The 22,658-nt window shown below is 55.8% G+C and carries 22 protein-coding genes; 3 read left to right on the plus strand and 19 right to left on the minus strand.

The window, feature by feature from the left end; genetic code table 11:
* Positions 1-80 precede the first annotated feature (80 nt).
* Positions 81-176, minus strand: coding sequence for a YoaK family small membrane protein (locus tag Q5705_10320; protein ID WLI78901.1), 96 nt, complete (start codon positions 174-176; stop codon positions 81-83).
* Positions 177-699: 523 nt separating this feature from the next.
* Between Q5705_10320 and Q5705_10325 the strand changes: the two genes are divergently transcribed.
* Entirely contained in the window at positions 700-1,044 is a 345-nt protein-coding gene (locus Q5705_10325) for a helix-turn-helix domain-containing protein (GenBank protein ID WLI78902.1), read from the plus strand.
* Positions 1,045-1,085: 41 nt separating this feature from the next.
* Here the strand turns inward: Q5705_10325 and ompC are convergent, their stop codons facing one another.
* The 4 genes from ompC to Q5705_10345 form a co-directional block, all read right to left on the minus strand.
* On the minus strand, positions 1,086-2,213 hold the full coding sequence (gene ompC, locus Q5705_10330; GenBank protein WLI78903.1) for a porin OmpC: 1,128 nt from the start codon (positions 2,211-2,213) through the stop codon (positions 1,086-1,088).
* Between the two features lie 566 nt (positions 2,214-2,779).
* A complete protein-coding gene (locus Q5705_10335) occupies positions 2,780-3,199 on the minus strand; it encodes a helix-turn-helix domain-containing protein (GenBank protein ID WLI78904.1) in 420 nt (139 codons plus the stop codon).
* 62 nt (positions 3,200-3,261) lie between these two features.
* Positions 3,262-4,497, minus strand: coding sequence for an HDOD domain-containing protein (locus tag Q5705_10340; protein WLI78905.1), 1,236 nt, complete (start codon positions 4,495-4,497; stop codon positions 3,262-3,264).
* Between the two features lie 557 nt (positions 4,498-5,054).
* Positions 5,055-5,822 carry an SDR family NAD(P)-dependent oxidoreductase gene (locus tag Q5705_10345; protein WLI78906.1) on the minus strand — a complete coding sequence of 256 codons (768 nt, stop codon included), beginning with the start codon at positions 5,820-5,822 and terminating at the stop codon, positions 5,055-5,057.
* 182 nt (positions 5,823-6,004) lie between these two features.
* Here Q5705_10345 and Q5705_10350 point away from each other — a divergent pair, with 182 nt between their 5' ends.
* Positions 6,005-7,342, plus strand: coding sequence for an aspartate aminotransferase family protein (locus Q5705_10350; protein ID WLI78907.1), 1,338 nt, complete (start codon positions 6,005-6,007; stop codon positions 7,340-7,342).
* Between the two features lie 35 nt (positions 7,343-7,377).
* On the opposite strand, the gene Q5705_10355 is transcribed toward Q5705_10350, so the two are convergent.
* From Q5705_10355 to Q5705_10395, 9 genes are all read right to left on the minus strand, one after another.
* Positions 7,378-8,082: an ABC transporter ATP-binding protein gene (locus Q5705_10355; GenBank protein ID WLI78908.1), complete on the minus strand. Its 705-nt coding sequence runs from the start codon at positions 8,080-8,082 to the stop codon at positions 7,378-7,380.
* The gene (locus tag Q5705_10360; GenBank protein ID WLI78909.1) at positions 8,069-8,905 is read right to left on the minus strand and encodes an ABC transporter ATP-binding protein; all 837 of its coding nucleotides are present in this window, start codon (positions 8,903-8,905) and stop codon (positions 8,069-8,071) included. The genes Q5705_10355 and Q5705_10360 overlap by 14 nt, the downstream gene beginning before the upstream one ends.
* Positions 8,898-9,731, minus strand: coding sequence for an ABC transporter permease (locus tag Q5705_10365; GenBank protein WLI78910.1), 834 nt, complete (start codon positions 9,729-9,731; stop codon positions 8,898-8,900). The genes Q5705_10360 and Q5705_10365 overlap by 8 nt, the downstream gene beginning before the upstream one ends.
* The gene (locus Q5705_10370) at positions 9,731-10,759 is read right to left on the minus strand and encodes an ABC transporter permease (GenBank protein ID WLI78911.1); all 1,029 of its coding nucleotides are present in this window, start codon (positions 10,757-10,759) and stop codon (positions 9,731-9,733) included. Before Q5705_10370 ends, Q5705_10365 begins: the two co-directional genes overlap by 1 nt.
* A 55-nt stretch (positions 10,760-10,814) precedes the next feature.
* On the minus strand, positions 10,815-12,383 hold the full coding sequence (locus tag Q5705_10375; protein ID WLI78912.1) for an ABC transporter substrate-binding protein: 1,569 nt from the start codon (positions 12,381-12,383) through the stop codon (positions 10,815-10,817).
* Positions 12,384-12,555: 172 nt separating this feature from the next.
* Positions 12,556-14,052 carry an FGGY-family carbohydrate kinase gene (locus Q5705_10380; GenBank protein ID WLI78913.1) on the minus strand — a complete coding sequence of 499 codons (1,497 nt, stop codon included), beginning with the start codon at positions 14,050-14,052 and terminating at the stop codon, positions 12,556-12,558.
* A gap of 15 nt (positions 14,053-14,067) precedes the next feature.
* The gene (locus tag Q5705_10385; GenBank protein ID WLI78914.1) at positions 14,068-15,486 is read right to left on the minus strand and encodes an L-fucose/L-arabinose isomerase family protein; all 1,419 of its coding nucleotides are present in this window, start codon (positions 15,484-15,486) and stop codon (positions 14,068-14,070) included.
* Positions 15,487-15,522: 36 nt separating this feature from the next.
* A complete protein-coding gene (locus tag Q5705_10390; protein WLI78915.1) occupies positions 15,523-16,470 on the minus strand; it encodes a transketolase C-terminal domain-containing protein in 948 nt (315 codons plus the stop codon).
* Positions 16,463-17,293 carry a transketolase gene (locus Q5705_10395; protein WLI78916.1) on the minus strand — a complete coding sequence of 277 codons (831 nt, stop codon included), beginning with the start codon at positions 17,291-17,293 and terminating at the stop codon, positions 16,463-16,465. Before Q5705_10395 ends, Q5705_10390 begins: the two co-directional genes overlap by 8 nt.
* Before the next feature lie 285 nt (positions 17,294-17,578).
* Here Q5705_10395 and Q5705_10400 point away from each other — a divergent pair, with 285 nt between their 5' ends.
* Positions 17,579-18,532 (plus strand): sugar-binding transcriptional regulator, encoded by a 954-nt coding sequence (locus Q5705_10400; GenBank protein ID WLI78917.1) that lies wholly within the window; start codon positions 17,579-17,581, stop codon positions 18,530-18,532.
* A gap of 12 nt (positions 18,533-18,544) precedes the next feature.
* Here the strand turns inward: Q5705_10400 and Q5705_10405 are convergent, their stop codons facing one another.
* The 5 genes from Q5705_10405 to Q5705_10425 form a co-directional block, all read right to left on the minus strand.
* A complete protein-coding gene (locus Q5705_10405) occupies positions 18,545-19,066 on the minus strand; it encodes a GNAT family N-acetyltransferase (GenBank protein WLI79008.1) in 522 nt (173 codons plus the stop codon).
* A gap of 12 nt (positions 19,067-19,078) precedes the next feature.
* On the minus strand, positions 19,079-19,348 hold the full coding sequence (locus Q5705_10410; GenBank protein WLI78918.1) for a DUF1778 domain-containing protein: 270 nt from the start codon (positions 19,346-19,348) through the stop codon (positions 19,079-19,081).
* An 85-nt stretch (positions 19,349-19,433) separates the two neighbouring features.
* A complete protein-coding gene (locus Q5705_10415; GenBank protein WLI78919.1) occupies positions 19,434-20,522 on the minus strand; it encodes an ABC transporter permease in 1,089 nt (362 codons plus the stop codon).
* A 1-nt stretch (position 20,523) separates the two neighbouring features.
* Positions 20,524-22,038: a sugar ABC transporter ATP-binding protein gene (locus Q5705_10420; protein ID WLI78920.1), complete on the minus strand. Its 1,515-nt coding sequence runs from the start codon at positions 22,036-22,038 to the stop codon at positions 20,524-20,526.
* Complete coding sequence (locus Q5705_10425; GenBank protein ID WLI78921.1) at positions 22,039-22,647, minus strand: DUF2291 family protein; 609 nt, start codon at positions 22,645-22,647, stop codon at positions 22,039-22,041. It lies immediately after the preceding gene.
* Positions 22,648-22,658: the final 11 nt, after the last annotated feature.

The raw sequence follows: 22,658 nt of genomic DNA on the forward strand, positions 1-22,658 counted from the left end.
CATTTTACACCCGCATTGCCGGGAACAGGCGCACCGATTCCATCGGTTTTACTTATTTTCTGTAAGCAGGTACTGAAACATCAGGTCGGCGTGGCGTAGCCGCCTGCGATAAACCAGGTCAGAAAGGCAACGGCGACAATAAACACCAAAATAGGAAACGCGATACCAATTCTCATAAAACCTCATTATCTTTTGTCAGCGGTTGATTATAGGGTGCCGCATCGCTTGCAGCGGCACAACGTTAGCATAAATGCCATGCTTCGGGTTCATAAAAGATAAGCCGGGTCTTATTTTTAAATGTGCTATTGACCGCCGCCCGGATTCGTTAGTTAATAAAAGCCCGCACGCAGTGAGTAAACAAAAATGATCATCATGAATCTGGCAGTGGTAGTCATACTTCTGGTTGTGATCGCCTACTCCTTTTACCGGCATATCCGTTTTTTACGCTCGCGGAAAGTTGGTCATACGCGCAGAAGTAGCAGAAAAAACTAGTTTTAATTTCGTTGACATTCTTTTTTATCGATAAGATGAAAAACCGCTATTTTTTATAATCCATAAAAGTAATGAGGCTATAGTAAATAAAAGCCTGAGAATCAGCTTAAGGCTTTTTAAATATTATTTGCTGTATTAAGCCCGGTCATGTTGGCGTAAGTATCACCGCGTTAAGGTGAGCGCTCCTGTTTTGAGGAGGCTCTAACAATGGGTATGCAGCAGACCGTTATCTTTGAAATCCAGCAGTGGATTGATGACAACATTGACAGACCGCTTCGCATTGAAGAGGTCGCCATGCGGGCGGGTTACTCGAAATGGCATTTGCAGCGCCTGTTTCAACAGGTATTACAGATCCCGTTGGGCTTTTATATTCGCGAAAAAAGGCTGGAAAGCGCCGCGCAGGCGCTGCTTGAAAGCGGGCAAACGGTGATGTCGGTATCGACGAGATATGGCTATGATTCGCAGCAGACCTTCACCCGCATATTCACCCGTAAATACCGGATGCCGCCCGGTGTCTGGCGACGACACACGCTGGGTGAGCAGGGCAGGTAAAAAAGAAAAAGGCGGCTTGCGCCGCCTCTCAAAGCATCAAATCAGAACTGATAAACCATACCCACTGCCACCACATCATCGGTATTAATACCGGCGGCTTCGGTGAATTCATCATCGTCAATCAGGTTGATTTTATAATCGACGAACATATTGAAGTTCTTGTTGAAATAATACGTGGCACCGAGATCGACATATTTCTCGATATCCTGATCGCCATAATTCGCACCGGCAGTATTGCTGCCAATATCTTTACCTTTGAGCGCGTTATAGGCGACAAATGGCTGCAAGCCAAAGTCGAATTGATAGCTGGCGTAGGCTTCGAAAATCTGCGACTGGTTAGCATAACCATATGCCGTGGTGGTATCAGAAGAGCTACCAAAACGCGATGCGTTATACGCCTGGGTAAACATGGCCGACAGATAAATATTATTGGCATCATATTTAATTGCGCCAGAATAGGCTTCTGCACGATCGCCATTGCCGAGAATATTCTCAGACGTATTTTGTTCCGTTGTGCGTTTCGAACTGGCCAGTGCGCCGACCACACTCACGCCTGCGCCAATATTATATTCCAGCGACATACCATAGCCGTCGCCATTTTGACGAAGCACATTACGCCCGGCACCCGATTCACCACCGCCGTCGTTTTTACCCTGATATTGCAAAGAGAAATTCAGGCCATCGACCAAACCAAAGAAATCGGTATTACGATAGGTCAGCATGCCGTTGCCGCGGTTGAACATAAACTGATCGGAGCCGTAGGTCATGGCGTCGAATTCCGGCTGCATATCGGTATAACCCAGCGAGTCATATAAAATACCTTTATTACGGCCATAATCAATCGAGCCATAATTGGCGACTTTCAAACCCGCAAAGCCATAACGAGTGCGCGGCGTATTGGTATCGCCTTCTGATTTATTGGCATCAATATGCATCTGCCATTGGCCATAACCAGTGACCTGGTCGTTAATTTGCGTTTCACCACGGAAACCAAGACGCATATATGTCTGGTCACCATCCCAGCCGCTGTTATCAGAAAAATAATGTTCGGCTGACACCAGACCATATAAGTCTAGCTTATTACCATCTTTATTATAGATTTCCGCAGCCTGTACCGACGAGCACAGAACCGCCGCAGAGACGAAAAGACTCAGTTGAGAAATTTTCATTTTAATAAACCCTTAAGATTTGCCACTGTTTTTATTTGAAGCAACAAGAATACCCCACCATTTATGAGAATGGCTCATGGATAATTCAGGTTGTACGACATTGTGTATCACCGTAGATCTACGGCTGTAAATGATTTAATTATTTTTAGCACATATCGTTAAATATGAATTTAAAACGCGTTGAACTATTTAAAAGCGCACAGATCGCTAACATTTTACCGCTGTATTTAGGTTACTTTACAAATGCTTTATTAACCTCATTGCATTTTTTTTGTTGTCTATTGCTTATTTTTCCCTCTATCCGGGGTTAATTCCCCGGCTTTTATTGGCAAAAAATGCGCTTAAAAAAGAGTGAGTATTAGGTCGGTTTTTTATTCGCCGATAATAGCGGACGTTTAATCGTTAAATATCCGCCGCCGCTGCATGGTTTATTTAATTAATAACAGTAAGTAATTGTCGTTACTGAAATAACGATGATCGTATCGCATAGCCGGAGTGCGAATTGGCCTGGACTGGCCCCACAAGATTTGATGGTACAGGCATTGGCTGAGGGGGCTACCCGCCTGCTAACGTACAACCCGTTGCGATGCAGCCAGATCATCACGGTGAAAAAAAGTGTTCCGACAAAAAAGTTGCAGCACTTTCTCTTCGGGGATCAAGTAGCCTTTTCCTCCGACGCGCAGAATAAACTCCTCTGGTAAATCAAAGGTTGCCAGCTTGCGCTTCAGGTTATTCATCACCTGCCACAGGCGCTGGCTGGAGCAGCTCAGGCCGTTGTTTTCCCACACCTGGATTTGCAGCGTTTTATCAGCCACTACGTTGCCCACGGCGTGTTCGAGCAGATAAGCCAGCAGGTTCGCCATGGTGGTGCGTAAATATTCGCTATTTCCCGGCGCGGCATGGTTAATCAGGCGTTTTTTGCAGGGCACAAATTCCACCTCATGGTCGTTGCCAAGGCGATAGCCATATACCGTGAGTGATTCCATCTTTTCCGTCCAAAGGGATGCATTCTGTTAATTACATCGGCCATTTGGCGCGGGAACTAAAATCAGCGCCGGTTTGCGGGAATAGCATGGGTCCATTTGGTGGCTGTTTTGACAAGCTCCGCGACCATGCCACGGTTAAAACCGAGGCGATGGCCGAGCGAGCTGACCTCTTCCCATTGGTGGTTTTCATACAGCTCAATCAACTGCAAATAGATCCACAGCGGGCCTTTTTTCGCTTTCAGCGCCATCATGACATTGTCAGAAATATCAATCTGACCGATTAAATCCGCCATCGGCATTTCAAAAATACGGTCGAGTTGTGAAAACAGGCCGACGATAAACGCATCGTCTGCTGAGCGGCGGCTGATGGAGTGGGACGAAGCCAGTTCGCAGAACTTCGCGCGGATCAGGCTTTGCTGGTAAATCTCGCCAATCTGCTCTTTATTCACCGACGTCAGGCAGGAGACCAGCACAAACCGGCGTAACTCGTTCGCGCCGAGATAAAAAATAATATCTTTCAGCGACTGGCTGCGGACGTTCTTAATCCCGCGGGCGTTAAACACAATATTTTGTGCATAGCGCATCACCTTAAAAGAGAGGGCAAGGTCTTGTTTTAGCAGTGCTTCGATTTTGCCAAAATCCGGCGAGTCGGCATTCACCTCTTTCATTAGCTTTAAGGTGATTGCCTGGTTTTGAATCAACTTATTGGCGGCATGAATCACCGGTCGGCTGAAAAAATGGCCCTGAAACAGCGTGCAGCCGAGCGTTTTATAGCATTCGTACTCTTGCTGGGTTTCGACCTTTTCTGCCAGAAACAGCGTCTCTTTCAGCAAATGTGCTTTCGCGTTGATATAGCCGCCAATCTGCTCCGGCGTGTTATTGCGCACGTCGAACTTGATGATGTTGATATAAGGCAGAAAACCATTCCATTCATCGCCCAGCGCAAAATCATCCAGCGCGATGCGAAAGCCATGCGCAGAGAGTTTTTTTACCGTATCGAGCAGCAGGGGAGTCGGTTTTGCGGTTTCGAGGATCTCGACAATCACGCGATCTTTCGGCAGGGTTTCTGCCATTCCCTGCACCAACAGGTCATACGGGAAGTTAACGAAAATCGCGCTGTACTCTTTTAGCCTGCCGAGCGGCGCGCCAAGGAATTGCTCAACAATGATTTGCGCGGTCGCGTACTCCGGCGTGACGTCGGGAAACCGGTTAGTCATGCTGTCTCTGAACAACAACTCGTAGCCGACTGTGTTCATATTTGCATCAAAAATCGCCTGACGGGCGACAAAAGAGAACATGCGATACTCCACTTACAGAGGCCTGCAAATCATACATAAAGTCGGTGGTGGGCAACGCTTGACCGGTCAGCCCCGGCTATTTTTCCACGGCTAAAAGGGAAGCCTGGACGAAAACGGCAAAGACGCAAGTCGGGCCCGGGGAAGGCGGTCTCTTTTGTAAACGCCCAGGAAATTTAAGTCAAACTCCGCAGGGCGTAATGCAATTTGCTGCGGGATTTCCAGGCAAACAGGGTAAAAAACAGGCCAGTTTCAGCGCGCAGGTTTCGCTTTGCGAAAAAGCGCCACTGCGGGAGTGACAGCCATCACAGGCCGCGGGGGCAGTTGGCGTTAAAGCATGATCGTCATCATAAATTCACCAAAGTGATGCTTTTTACCTCTTGTTAAGAACTTTCCGATAGACTATTGTGGCTCCACCCCAACAAAGAGCTAACACCACCTCAGAGTGAGTGCCGGAGATAAGCGCCGGGCGGGGTAATAAAAAGCAATACGTTTGACATCCAGGAAAAAAAATAAAACAACAGGCCCCGGCATTTATGTCGGGGCATTTTTTTGTGCACTCAATCGCGATCGATGGCAAACGGCTGCCAGGCCTGGCGCACCGGCATCACTTCCACACGGTTAATATTCATATGATCCGGCAGGGTCGCGATATAAAACATCTGCTGGGCGATATCCCGTGCGCTGAGCGGCGTGGTGCCGCGATAGAGGTTATCAGACGCGGCCCGATCGCCTTTGGTGCGCACCAGGGTAAATTCCGTTTCCGCAATGCCTGGCGCGAGATCCGTCACCCGCACACCGGTGCCGAGCAGGTCACAGCGCAGGTTATAACTGAACTGCTTCACAAAAGCTTTGGTCGCGCCATACACATGGCTACCGGGATAAGGCCACTGCCCGGCAATGGAACCGATATTAATAATTGACGTCCCTGCGCCCTGCCTGATAAGCGTCGGCAGCAGCGCGTGGGTCACATTCACCAGGCCGGTGATATTGGTGTCGATCATCGTTTGCCAGTCTTGCAGATCCACCTGTTGAGCAGGCTGGGGTGCAAGCGCCAGCCCGGCGTTGTTAATCAGCGTGGTGATGCGGGCGAATTCTGCGGGCAGCTCTGCCACGGCACGTTTCACCGCCGCGCTGCCGCGCACATCCAGTTCAATAATATGCACCGGCACTTGCCCCTGAAGCCGCGCTTTCAGGCTCTCCAGGCGCGTCAGACGACGCCCGCTCAGCACCAGCGCCCAGCCTGCGTCGGCAAACACCTGCGCCGCCGCTTCGCCAAACCCGGAGGTTGCGCCAGTAATAAACACCACTTTCTTCGCGTCTGTCATGCTCTTCTCCTGTGCTGGTTTTTGTCAGCACTATAAAAACGCCTGCGGCTGATGCTGAGAGCCAGTTGCCTGGCAACGCTGTGACACCGGTGTCACAAGTTGCTAACAAGACTGGCTCTATCTGCGAAAGAGAGACGCGTCGCATGATGCAGATAACAACAACGACAGGAGAGGAGCAGGGTATGAAACTGGCACTTCAGCGCGAGATGGCGATAACTAATGACGACGTACGTCAACTGGACCGGTCGTATGTGTTTCATTCATGGTCGATGCAGGGCAACCTCAACCCGATGGTGATTGCCGGAGCCAAAGGCTGCGAGCTGTGGGATTACGAAGGCAACCGCTACCTTGATTTCAGCAGCCAACTGGTCAACGTCAACATTGGTTATCAGCACCCGCGCGTGCTGGCGGCGATGAAAGCGCAGCTTGAAGAACTGGTGACGATTGCCCCGGCGACCGCTAACCTGGCGCGCGGCGAAGCGGCAAAACGTATTGTCGAACTGGCCCCGGACGGCTTCAGCAAAGTCTTTTTCACCAATGCCGGCGCCGATGCCAACGAAAACGCCATTCGCATGGCGCGGCTTTACACCGGGCGTGACAAAATCTTATCCGCTTACCGCTCCTATCACGGCAATACCGGTAGCGCCATTGCTGCCACCGGCGACTGGCGGCGCGTACCGAATGAATATTCCCGCGGGCACGTGCACTTTTTTAACCCGTATCTCTACCGCAGTGAATTTAACGCTACCACCGAAGCCGAAGAGTGCGAACGCGCGCTGGCGCATCTGCGGCGCATGATCGAGTGCGAAGGGCCCGGTGCCATTGCCGCGATTTTGCTGGAATCGGTACCGGGCACGGCGGGCATTCTGGTGCCGCCCGCCGGTTATATGCAGGGCGTGCGCGCTCTGGCCGACGAGTTTGGCATTATGCTTATCCTCGACGAAGTGATGGCCGGTTTTGGCCGTACCGGTAGCTGGTTCGCCTTCGAGCAGGATGGCATTGTGCCGGATCTCATCACTTTCGCCAAAGGGGTCAACGCCGGTTATGTTCCGGCGGGCGGGGTGCTGATTTCCGAACCGATCGCGCGCTATTTTGACGATCACTTCTTCGCCGGCGGGCTGACCTATTCCGGCCATCCACTGGCAATGGCGGCGATTGTTGCCACCCTCGATGTGATGAAAGAGGAGAACGTAGTCGGCAATGCGGCGACGGTCGGTAACGAGATACTGCGCCCCGGTCTGGAACGCCTGGCGGCAACCCATGCGCTGATTGGTGACGTGCGCGGTCGTGGCATGTTCCAGGCGCTGGAACTGGTGAGCGATCGCACGACAAAAACGCCGCTTGGCGCAGTCGAGATGGGCGCTATCAAAGCGGCATTAGTGCAGGCTGGTGTGCTCAGTTTTGTGGTGGAAAACCGCATTCACGTCGTCCCGCCCTGCACCATGAGCGCGGCAGACGTGCAGCGAGGGTTGGCTATTTTCGACCAGGTGTTTTCGCAGTTCACTTCATTGAGCCGTTAATGGGGACGGCATCGGTATTGGCCGATGCCGCTTGCTTAGCCCATCCGGTGCTCACCGCGCATCAGCGCGTCGCGGTCAAAAAAGCGCGCTATCACTCCGCTTGCCATAAACGCCGCCCGGTCTGACATATGGGCAATCACATCCGCATCATGGCTCACCAGCATATAACTCATGCCGTGCTGCTGTTTAAGCCGGTTCAGCAAGTTGAGGATCTCCGCCTGTACCGACATATCCAGTGCGGAAGTCGGTTCATCGAGCAGTAAAATTTTCGGTCGCAGCAACAGCGCGCGGGCAATTGCCACCCGCTGGCGCTGGCCGCCAGACAACTGATGCGGAAAGCGCGTTGCGGCGTCGGCGGGTAAACCGACCTGCTCCAGCGCAGTGCTGACGCGGGTATCGATATCGGCTTCGCCGTGGATTTTTAACGGCTCTGCCAGCGTGCGGTAAAGGCGGTGATTTGGGTGCAGCGAAGCGTAAGGGTCCTGAAACACCATCTGCACATTGCGCCGCAGCGCTCCCTGGTAACGGGTTCCGGCTTTCACTGGCTGACTAAACAGTGACACCGCACCGTGCCACTCGCGCTGTAACCCCGCCAGCACGCGCAACAGGGTTGATTTCCCGCAGCCGGACGCGCCAATCAGGCTGAAGGTTTCGCCTGCTTCAACCTGGAAACTGGCCGCAGAAACCACCGTTTTCTCACCGAAGGTAACCTGTAATTGCTGGACATCAACGATGCTCATTGCTCACCTCCGTAAAGGCGCGGCTGCGATCGAGGGTCGGCAGCATGGTGCCGTAAGTTTCTGCACCGGGGCGGCAGGTCCACAGCGTGCGGGTATAGGGATGCTGCGCGTTGGGCAATGCCTGCGCGGGCATGGCATCAACGCACTCGCCGCGGTACATCACCATTACGCGATGGCAGTGCTGCGCCACCAGCGGCAGATCATGGCTTATCAGCAACATCGCCATTTGCCGCTGCTCACACTGGGCGACCAGCAATTCGAGGATCTGATTGCGCAGCCGCGCATCCAGCGCCGAAGTGGGTTCATCGGCAATCAACACTTGCGGGTCGTTAACCAGCGCCATCGCGATCATCACCCGCTGACCCATGCCACCGGAAAGCTCGCCGGGATAACGGTGCAGCACCACAGGCTCCAGCTCCACCGCCCGCAGCGCGTCGAGGATTTTCTCGTGTCGCTGTCGGCGGCTTAAACGCTGATGCAGAGTCAGGGCTTCATCAAGCTGTGCCTGCACGGTTTGCACCGGGTTCAGGGCGTAGCGGGCATCCTGCAACACCATGGCAATGCCATTCCCGCGTAAATCACGCCAGCCGCGCGGTTTTAAGGCCGGTAAGTCGTGACCCAGCACCGTAAGCTGTTCAGCACTGACGATCCCGGGCTGGCGCACCAGCCCCATTAACGCGCGGGCGGTCATCGATTTGCCGGAGCCGGATTCGCCCACCAGCGCCAGCCGCTCGTTACCGAGGGTAAAACTCAGGTTATTCACCACTCGCGCGCCGGGGTAATCGATAGTCAGACCGGCAACGGTCACGCGTTTTTCAGTCATGTTGCGGCTCCAGTACGTCGCGCAGGCCATCGCCCAGCAGGTTAAAGGCGAGGCTTGCCAGCAAAATCACCGCGCCCGGTGCGGCGGCAATCCACCATTGATCGAAAATGACCTGCATACCGTCGGCAATCATCGCCCCCCATTCCGCCATCGGTGGGCGCGCGCCTAAACCTAAGAAACCCAGCCCGGCGGCGGCAAGAATAATCCCCGCCAGATCGAGGGCCAGGCGCACAATCGCCGAAGGCAGGCACAGCGGCAGAATATGGCCGAGCAGCAAACGCCAGCCGCTAATACCCATCATTTCGGCGGCGGCGAGGTAATCGCTGTGGCGCAGGCGCTGAATTTCACTGCGCGCCTGGCGTGCATAGGCGGGCCAGGTGGTTAGTGCTAAGGCCAGTGCACCGTTCACCAGACCCGGCCCGAGCATGGCGACAAACGCAAAAGCGAGGATCAGGCGCGGCATGGACATCACCACATCGGTAAAGCGCATCAGCACGCGTTCCACCCAGCCGCCGTAATAGCCGGACAAAATGCCCACCAGCAAGCCGCCAGGCAAGGTAATCAGCGTCACCAGCGCCACCAGGCCGAACGCCGGGCGCGCGCCATAAAGCAAGCGTGAGAGCAGATCGCGCCCGTAGCTGTCGGTGCCAAGCCAGTGCTGTGCGTCGGGCGCTTGCAGGCGCGAGGCGGCGTCCTGCCAGTTGGGATCGTGCGGGGCGAGCCACGGCGCGAACAGCGCAACCAGCAGCAGCAACAGAAGGATTATCAGGCCAGTAAACGCGGCAGGGGAGCGGCGCAGACGGCGCAAAAACAGTGTCGTCGGCATCAGCGCACCCTCGGGTCGGTTAACCGCACCAGCAGATCGGTGAGGTTATTAATCAGTACAAAGCAGACGCCAATCACCAGCGTCCCGCCCATAATCGCCGTGGTATCGCCAGCAAACAGCGCGGTAGTGAGATAGCGGCCAATTCCCGGCCAGGAGAAGACTGTTTCGGTCAGCACCGCGCCTTCGAGCATGCTGGTGTAAGCCAGCGCAATCACCGTCAGCAGCGTACCGCGAATGTTCGGCAGCACATGGCGCAGCAAAATGGTCATCTCGCCTGCGCCTTTCGCCCGCGCCAGCAAAATGTACTCTTTGTTCATCTCGCCAAGGCAGGCTGAGCGGGTCAGGCGGGTAATGCTCGCCAGCGAATAGTAGGCCAGCAGCAATACCGGCAGCAGCAAATGGCTGAGGGCATTTTTAAACGCTTCGCGATCGCCGGAAAGCCAGGTGTCGATCAGTGCAAAACCGGTTTGCGGCGTTACCGTGTACTGGTAGATATCGTCGAGCCTGCCTGGCCCGGCGCTCCATTGCAGGCGGGCGTAAAATAGCGCCAGCATCAGCAGGCCGAGCCAGAAAATCGGCACCGAATTACCCAGCAGGGTAAAGGTGCGCACCGCCAAATCTCCCGCCGAGCCTTTAAACCGCGCACACAGCACGCCAGCCATCACGCCAAGTACGGAGCCAACCACCAGTGCCAGCGTCGCCAGTTCAAGGGTCGCCGGAAAGGCGGCGAGTAAATCCTGCAATACCGGTTGCCCGGTGGCGCTGGCAGTGCCGAGATCGCCGTGCGCCAGATCCACAAGGTAGTGCCAGAACTGCACCGGCAATGGCCTGTCCAGCCCGAGATGGTGGCGAACCTGATCGTAGGTAGACTGGCTGGCATGATCGCCGACGATTTGCAGCACCCGATCGACAGGCGAGAAGGCCGACAGCGAAAAGGTGACCAGCAGCAGGCCAGACAGGGTGAGGGCGAGAGTGAACAGCCCTTGCAATAGCGCAAGCAGCGGGCGTTTAGCGAAAACCACAGACATGGAAGAACTCGTATTCAGCAAAAGAACCCTCCCGCGCAGGCGGGAGGCGGGGACATTACTTGGTTACGCGGTCATACCACACCATATCGGCATTCAGCCCTTGCTGGTAGCCTTTGACATTGTCGCGCACCACGATCTGCGTTTTGCCTTGATCGACAAACACATACGGTGAGTTGTGCTGCAACTCTTGCTGCATGGTTTTGTACAGTTCCAGACGTTTGGCGGCATCCGGCTCGGCGACCGCCGCCAGCGTCGCTTTGTTCAATTCCGGGATTTGCCAGCCGTTCAGCCCGGCAACGGTGCTGCTTTTACCGTCATTCCAGGCAAAGGCGCTGGCGTTGGAGTGGGCGTCAAAATAGTCGGGGATCCACAAACGAATCGCCGCCTGATGCTGTTTCGCCCGCACCCGCGCATACACCTGGCTGCCCGCCGCCGGGAGCAGATCCACTTTCACGCCGCCCTGGGCAAAGCTTGCCTGCATCGACTGGGCGAGAGTGATAAACGGCGGTTTGTTCTCCACATCCAGCGTGAAGTGCGCGTTTTTAATGCCCGCTTTGGCGAGGATCGCTTTGGCTTTCGCCGGGTCGAACGTAAACGGGTTGTCTTCCAGCGCGCCCGGCAGGCCCACCGGCAGGAAGCTTTGATGCACGAAATACTGGCCTTTGAGCAGATTTTTGGTGATGCCGTTGTAATCCACCAGCCAGCGCGCCGCTTCCCAGAAGGCCGGGTTATTGAGCAGCGGGTTCGCGCTGTTCCCGGCGTTAAACACCAGGTAGTTTTGTTCAGCGGATGGAATACTCAGCACCTTAACGCCTTTTTTATCCGCCAGGGCGCTGATTTGATCGGCGCCGAGATCACGCGCCACATCCGCGTCGCCCTGTTGGATCAGCAGGCGGCGCGAGGCGGGATCCGGTACGTTTTTAATAATGATGTTTTTAAGTGCGGGCGCACCGCCAGGCGAGGTGGCGTTGGCATCCAGCACAATTGCCTGGTGCGGCTGATAGACGCGCATCTTAAACGCGCCACTTCCGGCAGAGTGTAGTTTCAGCCAGCCGTTGCCGAAGTCGTTGCCTTTGATGTTAGCGCTCACCAACTTTTCATCAACGATGGAGGCAATCGGCGTGGAGAGAATATTCAGCGCCACCGCCGGGCTGACATCCGCTGTCCAGTGCAGTTGCAGGGTGTGGTCATCCACTTTCTTTAGCTGGCTGGCGATATTGTCCGGCTGCCAGCCGAGGACGTTCAGGATAAATGCCGGGGATTTGTTCAGCGTCACCGCGCGGGTATAAGAGAAAATCACATCTTCCGGGCGCAGCGGGTTGCCGGAGGCAAATTTCGCCTCGCTTTTCAGTTTGATGGTCAGGGTTTTGGCTGCCGGGTCTGCCTGCCAGCTCTCTGCCAGAATCGGGCTTATCTTTTCCGGGTGCTCACGATCCGGCTGTACCAGGCGCTGATAAAGGCTCGGCACAGTCTGAATGCTGGAAAGTTCGTTGGCTTCCGCCGGGTCGAGACTAACAATATCATCCAGACCCTGGGCAACCACCAGCGTATCTGGCGGTGTTGCCGCGTAGCTGGCAGCAGAAAGGAGCGTCAGTATGACGAGGGGTAGCAGTTTTTTTGTCATAAGAAATCCCTGAAAAGTTAATGTGATGTGATTATTTTGTCTCGCTACGGTAGGCCGCTTCTGCACTTTCTTAAAGTTTAAATTCATCTTTCTATATACATGAAATGCATAAGCCAGATCGTTTTGTCATGAGCGGGAAAAAGCGGGGCGAGCGCCCCGCGAAGAGGGGCAATTACTTCGGCGCGCGGGCCAACTGGACGGCGTTTTGCCAGTCGAACCAGCGCTGTTGCAGCCGACCGTGGCGCACCGTTTCTGGTTGAAAAGTGTGGTGTTCCGGCAGGAACGCGCGCAGCTGTTCGTTATCAATCTGCAATAGCGCTTTACGCGCCAGCAGCGCCGCGCCGATGGCCGAGAGTTCAGCGACATCGCTGCGCTGCACCGGGCAGCCGAGCAGATCCGCTTGGTACTGCATTAACCATTCATTTTTCGTCGGGCCGCCATCGACCATCAACGCGTGCAGGGCAAAATCGCTGTGCTGGCGCATCGCCACCACCACATCGGCAATCTGATAGGTAATGGCTTCCAGCGCCGCGCGGATCAGGTGCGCCCGTTTCACCCCGCGACTCAAACCATGAATCAAGCCGCGCGCGTTTTCATCCCACCACGGCGCGCCCAGGCCGGTTAATGCCGGAACGAAATAGACGCCGAGGGTGGAATCCACCGAGGCAGGCAAGGTATTAAGCGCCTGCGCCAGCCCGGCTTCCGGCAGTTCGTTAAGCCCGGTGCTTTCCACCATCCACGCCACCGCATCGCCGGTATGCGGAATATTGCCCTCCAGGGCGTACACCAGCCGCTCGCCGTCGTGCCAGGCGACAGTGGTCGCCAGCGCTTTCACATCACACTGCGCCGAGGCAACCGGCGCCATCACCGATGAACCGGTGCCGTAGGTCGCTTTGACACAGCCTGGCGCGCCCAGCCCGTGGGCAAACAGCGCGGCGTGGGAATCGCCAATCATCGCCAGCACCGGAATGCCGTCCGGGATGCCGCTCAGATTTTTGGTGTGGCCGAACAAACCGCTGGAGGGGCGGATTTCCGGCAATGCCTGGCGCGGAATGCCAAACAGCGTCAGCATGTTGTCATCCCAGCCGCCGCTGTGCAGATTGAAAAGCTGCGTGCGCGAGGCGTTGGAATAATCACAACAGAATGCCTGACCGGCGGTTAGGTGCCACAGCAACCAGCTATCGATGGTGCCAAGGCAAATCTCCCCCTGTGCCGCCAGCGCGTGGCCGTTGGGCAGCGCATCCAGCAACCAGCGCATTTTCGAGGCGGAAAACAACGGCGCGACCGGTAGCCCGGTCACCGCTTTAATCTCCGCTTCTTTTCCCTGTTCGCGCAGGCTGTGGCAAAAATCAGCGCTGCGCGAGCACTGCCAACTGAGCGCCGGGCCAATCGGCAAACCGCTGGCGCGATACCAGCCCATCGTGGTTTCGCGCTGGTTGCTGATAGCCAGCGCGGCGACGTTTTCTGCGCCCACGGTTGCAATCACCTGGCGCAGCACCGCCAGCGAGGCGCTCAGCAGTGATTCGCCGGATTGCTCAACCCAGCCTTCGCGCGGTGTTTGAATTGTCAGTGGGCGTGAGCACTTCGCCACCACCGCGCCGCGGGCATCCAGCGCCACGGCTTTGGCATTGGTGGTGCCTTCATCAAGGGCAATAATTATCCCGGACATGATCTTCTCCCGGCCTTATTGGTGCAGGTAGGTTTCTACGCCGAGATAGCGGGTAAAGGCTTCGTGCAGGATTTCCGCGCTCGCCGCATGGTTCATCGCCACATGGTGTTCAAAACCGTTGCGGCAAATCCACGCCAGCAGGTTTTCCAGGTTCGGCACTTCAATCACCGCGCGGCAACCGACGGTATCCAGCGGATCGTCAACGGAGCGGCCTGCGCCGACATAGGCTTTAATTTCGCCGCTCAAATCGTCGGTGCTCAGACGGAAGTAGGTGAGTGCGCCCGCTTTCAGGCGGCCATGCACCGCGCCGCAGGTGTTCTCTTTGCCGACGGTGGTGCCGATGATATCGGCTGTACCCATGTGGGGAGATTCGAGGCTGGCAGAGGCAAAGTTGCCGCAGTGGAACAGCACGCATTTATTGCGATCGTCGCCGAAGTTGTTGTTCCAGTCGGCAATCGACGCCGGGCTCATATTGGCGCTCGCCAGCGCATACATAGAGAGCGCGCCCATTACATCCACTTCGCAGGCCGACGGCATTAACTGGCCGGACATCACGCTCATAATCGAACAGACGTTGATGCCAAGATTCTCTTGTAGCGAGGTCCAGCACTGGATAGCCGTGGTATCGATATCGTTGGCGACCACCCATTCGCTTATCACCACAAACAGTTTTGCCATCGTTACCAGTTTGTCGGCGGGAATGCCGCTGGCATCGGCGTTATCCAGCAGCAGGCGGCGTTTCTCATCAACGCGGATATCGTCATCGCGCAGGGTTTTAATGCGGGTAAAGACTTCAGAAAGGTCCAGCGTTTCGACGGCAATGCCTAAGCGTTCAAGCAGCTTTTCGCTGTAGCGCACGGTATTAAACCCGGCCGGGCGGGCGCCAATTGCGCCAACGCGCACGCCGCGCATACTGCTGACCACGCGGCAGACTTGCTCAAAACGTTTAAGATCGTGCGCGAACACTTCACCGCTTAAGGCGCAAACATGTTGCGTGGTCAACGTGAAGGGAATGCCGTACTGGCGCAGGTTATTACAGAGTGAAATCTTGCCGCAGAAGCTATCGCGGCGCGTCGCCAGCCCCATTTTGTCCAGGTTGTCTTCTTCGGCCTGTACCAGCACGGGTACATTCAGCCCGGAGAGGCGCAGGGTTTCCGCCACTGCCTTTTCATCGCCAAAGTTTGGCAGCAATACGACTACGCCGTGAATGTCATCACGGTGCGCGCGAAATAGCTCGGCGCAGATTTTCGCATCCTGGCGGGTTTCGACGCCGCCGAGCTCGGTTTGTGTCTCGTCGAGCATAATGGTGTTGATGCCCAGGCGGCCAAACAGGGCAATAGCCTGCTCGCGCGCTTCGGCAACCAGGTAACTCGGGAAGAAACCCCGATTGCCGATAATCACCGCCATGGTCAGTTGTTGAGGAATTCGGGACATTGCGTTATCTCCAGTCAAGATGTTCTGTTTTTATTGTTATGACCGCGCGGCGAGCAGCTCGCGGGCGTTTTTCACCACGCCTGCGGCATCGATTTCATGGCGAGCGCGGGTCGCGGCGCGATCGGCGGCGATGGCGTATTGACCATCGGCAATGCCGAGCCGACGCAAAGGGATGGCGCAGGCGGCTTCGGCCAGCACTTCCGCCACCAGGCTGCCGACGCCGCCGTTAATGTTGTGTTCTTCGACGCTCACCACGGCGCGGTGGTGTTGCAGGGCCGCCAGCAGCTGCGATTTATTACAGGGGCGAATAGACGGTACACTGATAACACTTGCGTCAATACCTTCCGCTGCCAGTTGTGTGGCGGCTTCGACAATTTCATGCACTGTTGAACCCATCGCCACCAGCGCGATATCTTTGCCTTCGCACAGCACATCAATCTCACCCGGCGCGAAGCGGTAGTTGTCGTCATGCAGTTCCGGCAGGGCTTTGCCGTCGAGGCGGATATAGACCGGGCCAACGTGGGCGAGGGCGTAATCAATAATCTGCCGACACTCCAGCGGGCTGGACGGGGCGTAGATTTCGATATTGCCGAAACCGCGCAGCACCGAAATATCGTCAATGCTGTGGTGAGTACTGGCGAGCGGGCCGTAACTGGCTCCGGCATTGAGGCCGAACAGTTTTACGTTGGTGTTGTTGTAGCAGATATCGACTTTGATCTGCTCGTTGGCGCGGGAGATCAAAAACGGCGCGGCGTTACAGGTGACGGCGATTTTGCCGCCCAGCGCCAGCCCGGCGGCGGCACCCACCAGCGTTTGTTCCGCTATGCCGACATTCACCACGCGGCCGGGGAATTTTTTCATAAACGGCGAGATTTTGGCGGTGGACGTGGAATCCGCCACCACCGGCACCAGATCGACACCGCGGTCTACCGCGTCGATAAAGGCGTTGACCATCACCGTTGCCAGGTGTTCGCTATTACTCATCTTTCAGTTCCTCCAGCGCCAGTTCGATCTCTTCGCCTTTCGGCACGCGGTGGTGCCACTCTGGCCGCCCCTGAATAAAGGAGATGCCCGCGCCTTTGGTAGTGTGCGCAATCACCACATGGGGTTTACCCGCCGGTTGTAGGCTTTCCAGCGTGGCAACCACATCGGCCATGTCGTTGCCACGACACTCCGTCACCTGCATGCCGAAGGCGCGCCATTTGGCATCCAGCGGATCGGTATTGAGGATCTCTTTGGTCGATCCCGCCAGTTGCAGGCTGTTTTTGTCGTTAATGATGATCAGGTTGTCGAGCTGATAATGCGCCGCCACCAGCGCCGCTTCCCAGTTGCTGCCTTCTGCCAGTTCGCCATCGCCGGTGACAACAAACACGCGGCGTTTGCTGTTGCTGCGTTTTGCCGCCAGCGCAATGCCCACCGCGACCGGCAGGCCGTGGCCGAGTGCGCCGGTGTTCAGTTCAATGCCTGGGGTTTTGTGTTTTACCGGGTGGCCCGGCAGGTGGGAATCCGCATGCTGGTAAGTGGAGAGCCAGTCAACGGGGATAAACCCGGCTTCCGCCAGCACGCAGTAGTAGCCGCCGACCGCATGGCCTTTCGACTGGATGTAGATATCGCGCTCGTCGCTCTCTTTGGTTTGCGGCGAACAGTTCAGGATGCGGAAGTAGAGCGCGGTCAGCAGTTCCACCTGGGATAAATCAGCCCCCGTGTGCCCGCCTGCCGGGCTTTCGGCATTCAGCACGATAATGCGGCGGCGTATTGCGCGTGCTCTCTTTTCCAGCTCATCAACAGAGAGTGAAAACGGATTCATAGCGTACCTCTTGAATGTTTAATCTTTCATGAATAAATATTCAATCAGGGTGAAGAAATGCGCCCGAGCAGGGTGTTTTTACGTGTCAGGAATAAATATTCACTGCTGATTTATTATTCATGAGTAAACATATGCCTTGTGGTAAGGTTTGTCTACGCTGTGTACGGGCAAATTTCGAAGAAAGGAGAAAAGGATCACATTTGGATCGTGACGGGCGTTAAATGCCAGCTTGTTATCTATTCAGCATTGAATAAAAATATCGGGCAGCAGAGAAAGGGGAACCTCATGTCGAAGCAGGATGAACAGCGGTTGCTGGTGAAAATCGCCACGCTTTATTACAACGAAAACAAAAAACAGTCTGAAATCGCCACCGCGCTTCACCTGTCGCAATCTTTCGTCTCACGGGCGTTGACCCGCTGTCAGAAAGAGGGGCTGGTGAAAATCACCGTTGTGCAGCCGACCCATATTTTTGTCGGGCTGGAAAAGGCCATTGAGCAGCAGTACGGCCTGCGCCAGGCGATTGTGGTGGATGTCGGGGAAAATCCCGACAACGCGCAGATCAAGCACGCCATCGGCAGCGCGGCGGCGCACTATGTGGAAACGCGCCTGCGCCCGGAAGACCTGGTGGGGATTTCGTCCTGGAGCAGCACCATTCGTTGCATGGTCGATGAGATGCACCCGCAAAATATTCGCGCCGCAGGGGTTATTCAGTTGCTCGGCGGTGTCGGGCCGAATGGCAATGTGCAGGCAACGATTTTGACGCAGCAACTGGCCGCGCATTTGGGCTGTCCGTCGTGGTTGTTGCCCTCACAGAGTATTGAGCACTCGGTCGAGGAGCGCGCGCGGCTGGTGAACAGCCCGGATGTCGCGGCCGTGGTAGCGAAATTTGCCGAAGTGGATGTGGCGATTGTCGGTATCGGTGAGCTGGAGCCGTCGCAGTTGCTGAAAAATTCCGGCAACTACTACAACGAAAAGATGCTCCACTTGCTGGCAGAGCGCGGCGCGGTGGGCGATATCTGCCTGCATTATTACGATGCGGCGGGCAAGGCGGTGCTGAGCGAGGAAGAAGATCCGGTGATTGGCATGGAGCTTGCGCAGATCCGCGCGTGTCCGCAGGTGATTGCGCTGGCGGGCGGGGTGGAAAAACGCAACGCCATTCGCGGCGCGTTGCAGGGCAATTATATCGATGTGTTAATCACCGATTACCCCACCGCGCGCAGCCTTGTGCAGGCCGAATAAAACCGGCGTCATTCACAGCGGTGTATCGGTAAAAAGTTGCTCAATGGATTTGGTGGGGAAAAATAACGCGCGTTCGTTTTCGCCCACTAACGGAATAAAACCGAGGCTTACGTAAAATTGCTTCGCTCTGCCGTTCATCGCTTCAACAAATAAACCGTGAATGCCCACCGCTTGCGAGGCGAGAAAAACAACGCGCATGGCGTGGCTAACCAGCGTGCTTCCCCAGCCTTCTCCCTGAAACGCGGCGTCAATCGCCAGCCGGCCTAAGGTGATGGCGGGAACATTGCGGTAAGGCACTCGCTTTTGTTGTGTTTTTGACGGCAACGCGGCTTTCTCAAAGCTGCTGCCTGACAAGGTGTAATAACCCAGCACACGGGGAATTGGCTGGCTATCAATTAACAGATAAGCGCGTAAAAACTTGCCTGTGTGTTGACGTAATAAATGTTCCTGCAAAAAAGTATTAAGCGCTTCGTCGCCGCAATCAAAGCCCGCAAAGTCGTACGCTTTGTCTTCCAGTAACAACTCAATTTTCATCCCGTCCACAACTTACTCCATGTTTTGTAGACGCTTCGTCGCGCGTTTCAGCTTCTCATTGGGAGCGGGCGGGTTACTGATGGCATCCATCACCAGGTTCCACGATTCGTGATTAAGTACCAGGCGGCGATGTGCTTCGATAATCGCGGCGGCACGCTCTGACGCACTGCTGACCATAAACTGCGTGACAGTCTGGTTAGAGAGCGCCGCCGCTTCTTCGATGATGTGTTTATCATCATCACTCAGTCGCAAATCGATGCGCTGCTTTTTCAGGGCTGACATGCAAAAGTTCCTCAATAGGCGTACGGATGGTTTCCGTACGCACAATATAGTGAGGGCCGGGTTCGATCGCAACCTTACACAGAATTTATTTCCCCTCCATCACCGCTTTTTGTGCCACCACTGCCGCTTTTTGCTGCATACGGTTTTGCATCTGGTCGATGATCACCGCAACGATAATCACGATGCCTTTAATCACCATCTGCCAGAACTCGCTGACGCCCATCATCACCAGCCCGTCGGCGAGAAAACCAATCACAAACGCGCCAATCAACGTGCCGAGCACCGTTCCGCGACCACCTGCCAGCGACGTTCCGCCTAATACCACGGCGGCAATGGCGTTCATTTCAAAAGCCGTACCGTTGGCCGGGTGACTGGCGAGAAGCTGGGCAGAGACCACAATTCCCGCCAGCGCAGCGCACAGACCGGAAAGCGTATACACCCAGATTTTCACCTGCTTTACCCGCACGCCGGAAAGCTCGGCGGCGCGTTCGTTATCGCCAATGGCATACACATGGCGACCAAACGGCAGGCGACGGGCGATATAAGCAATCACCGCCGCCAGCACAATCATCAGCCAGATGGCCCACGGAATACCGAACAGCGTCCCGGCCCCGATTTCATCAAAACCGGTATTGCCGAGCAGCGGGTTACCGGAAAGCCCCGGAAAAGTTTGCCCGTCGGAGGTGAGCATCGCCGCACCGCGCAGCACATACATGGTGCCCAGCGTGCAGATAAACGGTGCGACGTTATAGCGCGTAATAATCCAGCCGTTTACCGCGCCTATCAGCCCGCCAATCAGCAGCACCAGCGGCACAATCACCCAGACACTGGGGAAAATGGCGATGCCAAACATCGGCAGCACAATCCCTTTGGTGATAAGCCAGCCGGCAATCATCCCGCACAGCCCGAGCGTTGCGCCAATCGACAAATCAATACCTGCGGTGATGATGACAAAGGTGATGCCGAGCGCCAGAAACGCGTTAATGGCAATGTGCTTAATCATAATCAGCAGGCTGCCGGTGGAGAGAAACCCCGGCACGGTGGCGGTAAAGAAACCGACTATTAAAAACAGCGCAATAAAGGTGCGCAGCTTCAGCAGTAACAGCAGAATGCTTTCGCGCGATAACGATGCGCCCGCGCGCGGCGCCATCGCCACAGTTTGTGTTGTTTTCATCTCAGAACCCCTGGGCACTTGCCGTTACCAGCGCCGATTCCTCGGCCCGATCGCGTTTGATATCGGCGGTCAGTTTGCCGCCGGACATCACCATAATGCGGTCAGATACCGCCATAATTTCTTTCAGATCGGAGGTCGAAAAGACCACCGCGATCCCTTGTTCAGAAAGCTGCACCATCATGCGAAACACATCGGCTTTCGCGCCGACATCAATCCCGCGCGTTGGCTCATCAAGAAACAGCACTTTCGGGTTGGTCAGCAGCGAGCGGCCAATCACCACTTTTTGCTGGTTGCCGCCGCTCAGCGCCTGAATTTCCACTTCCGGGGAAGAGACCTTGATCGACAGATTGCCGATGGTAGTGGCTACCACTTCCGCCTCCTCTTTATTCGCAATGGTCAGCCCGCGCTGCAAGCGCCGCCACAGGCTGGCAATCGTCAGGTTGGTCGCCACCGAGGAGATAGGGAAAATCCCGGTGCGTTTGCGATCTTCCGGTACCAGGCTCATGCCCATGCGAATGCGCTCAGCGGGCGTCAGCCGTTGCGGCACTGGTTTGCTGTCGAGCCACAGCTTGCCGAGATAGTTGCGCTCGGTGCCGAGCATGCACTCAAACAGCTCGGTGCGCCCCGCGCCCATCAGGCCGTAAATGCCGACAATCTCTCCGGCGTGGACGTTAAAACTGACATCATCGACGGTGGTAACGCCGCTGGCATTAACACAGGTGATGTGTTCGGCTTCCAGTATCGGTGCGCCAAATGTCCGCCCCGGCGAAAGAAAGGTGGTCACCGGATCGCTGCCCAACATTTCACGCACGATCCACGGCACGTCGATATCGCAAACTTTCGCTTCGGCCTGGAATTTGCCATCGCGCAGAATGGTGATCACATCGCCGATCGCCATCAGTTCCTCCAGGCGGTGCGAAATGTAGATGATCGTCACGCCCTGGCGGGTGAGTTCGCGGATGACGCGGAACAGGATCTCCACTTCGGTTTTACTCAGCGCCGAGGTCGGTTCGTCGAGGATCAAAATGTCTGCGTCTTCCGCCAGCGCTTTGGCGATTTCCACCAATTGCTGCTGGCCGACCTTGAGATTGCCCACCAGTTCGCGTGGCGAAATGGGCTGATCGAGGCGCCTTAGCAGTTCGGCGGTGCGTTTTTCCTGTTCTGCTTCGTTAATCGGCGTAATGCCTTTTTGCAGTTCGCGGCCTAAAAAGATGTTCTCGGCGACGTTGAGGTTTTCAAACAGGTTCAGCTCCTGGTGCACCATGCCGATCCCGTGCGCAGCGGCGGCGCGGGTATCGGCAAAATGAACCTTCTCACCGTTCAGTTCAATATCGCCGAGGCTCGGTTGCTGCACTCCGGCGAGGATTTTCATCAGTGTTGATTTGCCCGCGCCGTTCTCGCCGATAATCACGTTTACTTTGCCGCGCCAGACGTTGTAATCAACGTTATCCAGCGCGACGGTGCCGGGAAACAGCATCGATACGCCTTTGGTGCGCAGGATCACCTCATTGCTCATTTACTGTGCCTCCTGTTTCAGCGCCAGCGCGGCCGCGTTTTCCAGTTTCCCGCCGTTAAGGGTCACCGCCATCAGTACGGTGGCCGGTTTTCCTTCCCAACTGGTGTCCACTTTCGGCAGATGTTTCACCGCTTCACGGTTATAGGCGCGGGAAAGCTGCGCAAACTGCACCTGATTGGTGAAATCTTCGAATTTAAAGCCGGTCGCATCGCGGATAGCGTTGCCGCGCATCACCGGGCCGAGCTGGATTTCCAGCGGCTGGCCGTTGAAATTGATCACCAGTTTCTGCTCGCGCGCGTTGCTGGTATCCACCTTTTCCACCTGGCTTGTGAGGCGGACAAACACGCTTTGCGGCGTGGCGGTGGGGGTTTTCAATTGCGTGACGAGCGCGTTGCTGTCCAGCGCATGAAGATTGGCGGCGTCAATAACGCGTTCTTGCCAGGTTTGTTGCGCGATCTGCTGCGGGGTCTGGTTATCGAAGCTGGCTTTCGCATTCGGATCGGCAGGCAGAATCGGCTTGCCGTTTTCATCCAGATCCACCACCGTGCAGGCCGTGAGCAACAGGGCGACGCACCCTGCAAGCGCGTTACCCCATTGTTTTGACCACATAGTGCCTCCGC

The organism is Kosakonia sp. H02, from assembly GCA_030704225.1.
Classification (GTDB): Bacteria; Pseudomonadota; Gammaproteobacteria; order Enterobacterales; family Enterobacteriaceae; genus Kosakonia.

What these genes read in the sequence shown, in the direction of transcription:
- Q5705_10320 (WLI78901.1), bottom strand. Translation starts at nt 176, where the DNA reads ATGAGAATTGGTATCGCGTTTCCTATTTTGGTGTTTATTGTCGCCGTT.
- Q5705_10325 (WLI78902.1), top strand. Translation starts at nt 700, where the DNA reads ATGGGTATGCAGCAGACCGTTATCTTTGAAATCCAGCAGTGGATTGAT.
- ompC (WLI78903.1), bottom strand. Translation starts at nt 2,213, where the DNA reads ATGAAAATTTCTCAACTGAGTCTTTTCGTCTCTGCGGCGGTTCTGTGC.
- Q5705_10335 (WLI78904.1), bottom strand. Translation starts at nt 3,199, where the DNA reads ATGGAATCACTCACGGTATATGGCTATCGCCTTGGCAACGACCATGAG.
- Q5705_10340 (WLI78905.1), bottom strand. Translation starts at nt 4,497, where the DNA reads ATGTTCTCTTTTGTCGCCCGTCAGGCGATTTTTGATGCAAATATGAAC.
- Q5705_10345 (WLI78906.1), bottom strand. Translation starts at nt 5,822, where the DNA reads ATGACAGACGCGAAGAAAGTGGTGTTTATTACTGGCGCAACCTCCGGG.
- Q5705_10350 (WLI78907.1), top strand. Translation starts at nt 6,005, where the DNA reads ATGAAACTGGCACTTCAGCGCGAGATGGCGATAACTAATGACGACGTA.
- Q5705_10355 (WLI78908.1), bottom strand. Translation starts at nt 8,082, where the DNA reads ATGAGCATCGTTGATGTCCAGCAATTACAGGTTACCTTCGGTGAGAAA.
- Q5705_10360 (WLI78909.1), bottom strand. Translation starts at nt 8,905, where the DNA reads ATGACTGAAAAACGCGTGACCGTTGCCGGTCTGACTATCGATTACCCC.
- Q5705_10365 (WLI78910.1), bottom strand. Translation starts at nt 9,731, where the DNA reads ATGCCGACGACACTGTTTTTGCGCCGTCTGCGCCGCTCCCCTGCCGCG.
- Q5705_10370 (WLI78911.1), bottom strand. Translation starts at nt 10,759, where the DNA reads ATGTCTGTGGTTTTCGCTAAACGCCCGCTGCTTGCGCTATTGCAAGGG.
- Q5705_10375 (WLI78912.1), bottom strand. Translation starts at nt 12,383, where the DNA reads ATGACAAAAAAACTGCTACCCCTCGTCATACTGACGCTCCTTTCTGCT.
- Q5705_10380 (WLI78913.1), bottom strand. Translation starts at nt 14,052, where the DNA reads ATGTCCGGGATAATTATTGCCCTTGATGAAGGCACCACCAATGCCAAA.
- Q5705_10385 (WLI78914.1), bottom strand. Translation starts at nt 15,486, where the DNA reads ATGTCCCGAATTCCTCAACAACTGACCATGGCGGTGATTATCGGCAAT.
- Q5705_10390 (WLI78915.1), bottom strand. Translation starts at nt 16,470, where the DNA reads ATGAGTAATAGCGAACACCTGGCAACGGTGATGGTCAACGCCTTTATC.
- Q5705_10395 (WLI78916.1), bottom strand. Translation starts at nt 17,293, where the DNA reads ATGAATCCGTTTTCACTCTCTGTTGATGAGCTGGAAAAGAGAGCACGC.
- Q5705_10400 (WLI78917.1), top strand. Translation starts at nt 17,579, where the DNA reads ATGTCGAAGCAGGATGAACAGCGGTTGCTGGTGAAAATCGCCACGCTT.
- Q5705_10405 (WLI79008.1), bottom strand. Translation starts at nt 19,066, where the DNA reads ATGAAAATTGAGTTGTTACTGGAAGACAAAGCGTACGACTTTGCGGGC.
- Q5705_10410 (WLI78918.1), bottom strand. Translation starts at nt 19,348, where the DNA reads ATGTCAGCCCTGAAAAAGCAGCGCATCGATTTGCGACTGAGTGATGAT.
- Q5705_10415 (WLI78919.1), bottom strand. Translation starts at nt 20,522, where the DNA reads ATGAAAACAACACAAACTGTGGCGATGGCGCCGCGCGCGGGCGCATCG.
- Q5705_10420 (WLI78920.1), bottom strand. Translation starts at nt 22,038, where the DNA reads ATGAGCAATGAGGTGATCCTGCGCACCAAAGGCGTATCGATGCTGTTT.
- Q5705_10425 (WLI78921.1), bottom strand. Translation starts at nt 22,647, where the DNA reads ATGTGGTCAAAACAATGGGGTAACGCGCTTGCAGGGTGCGTCGCCCTG.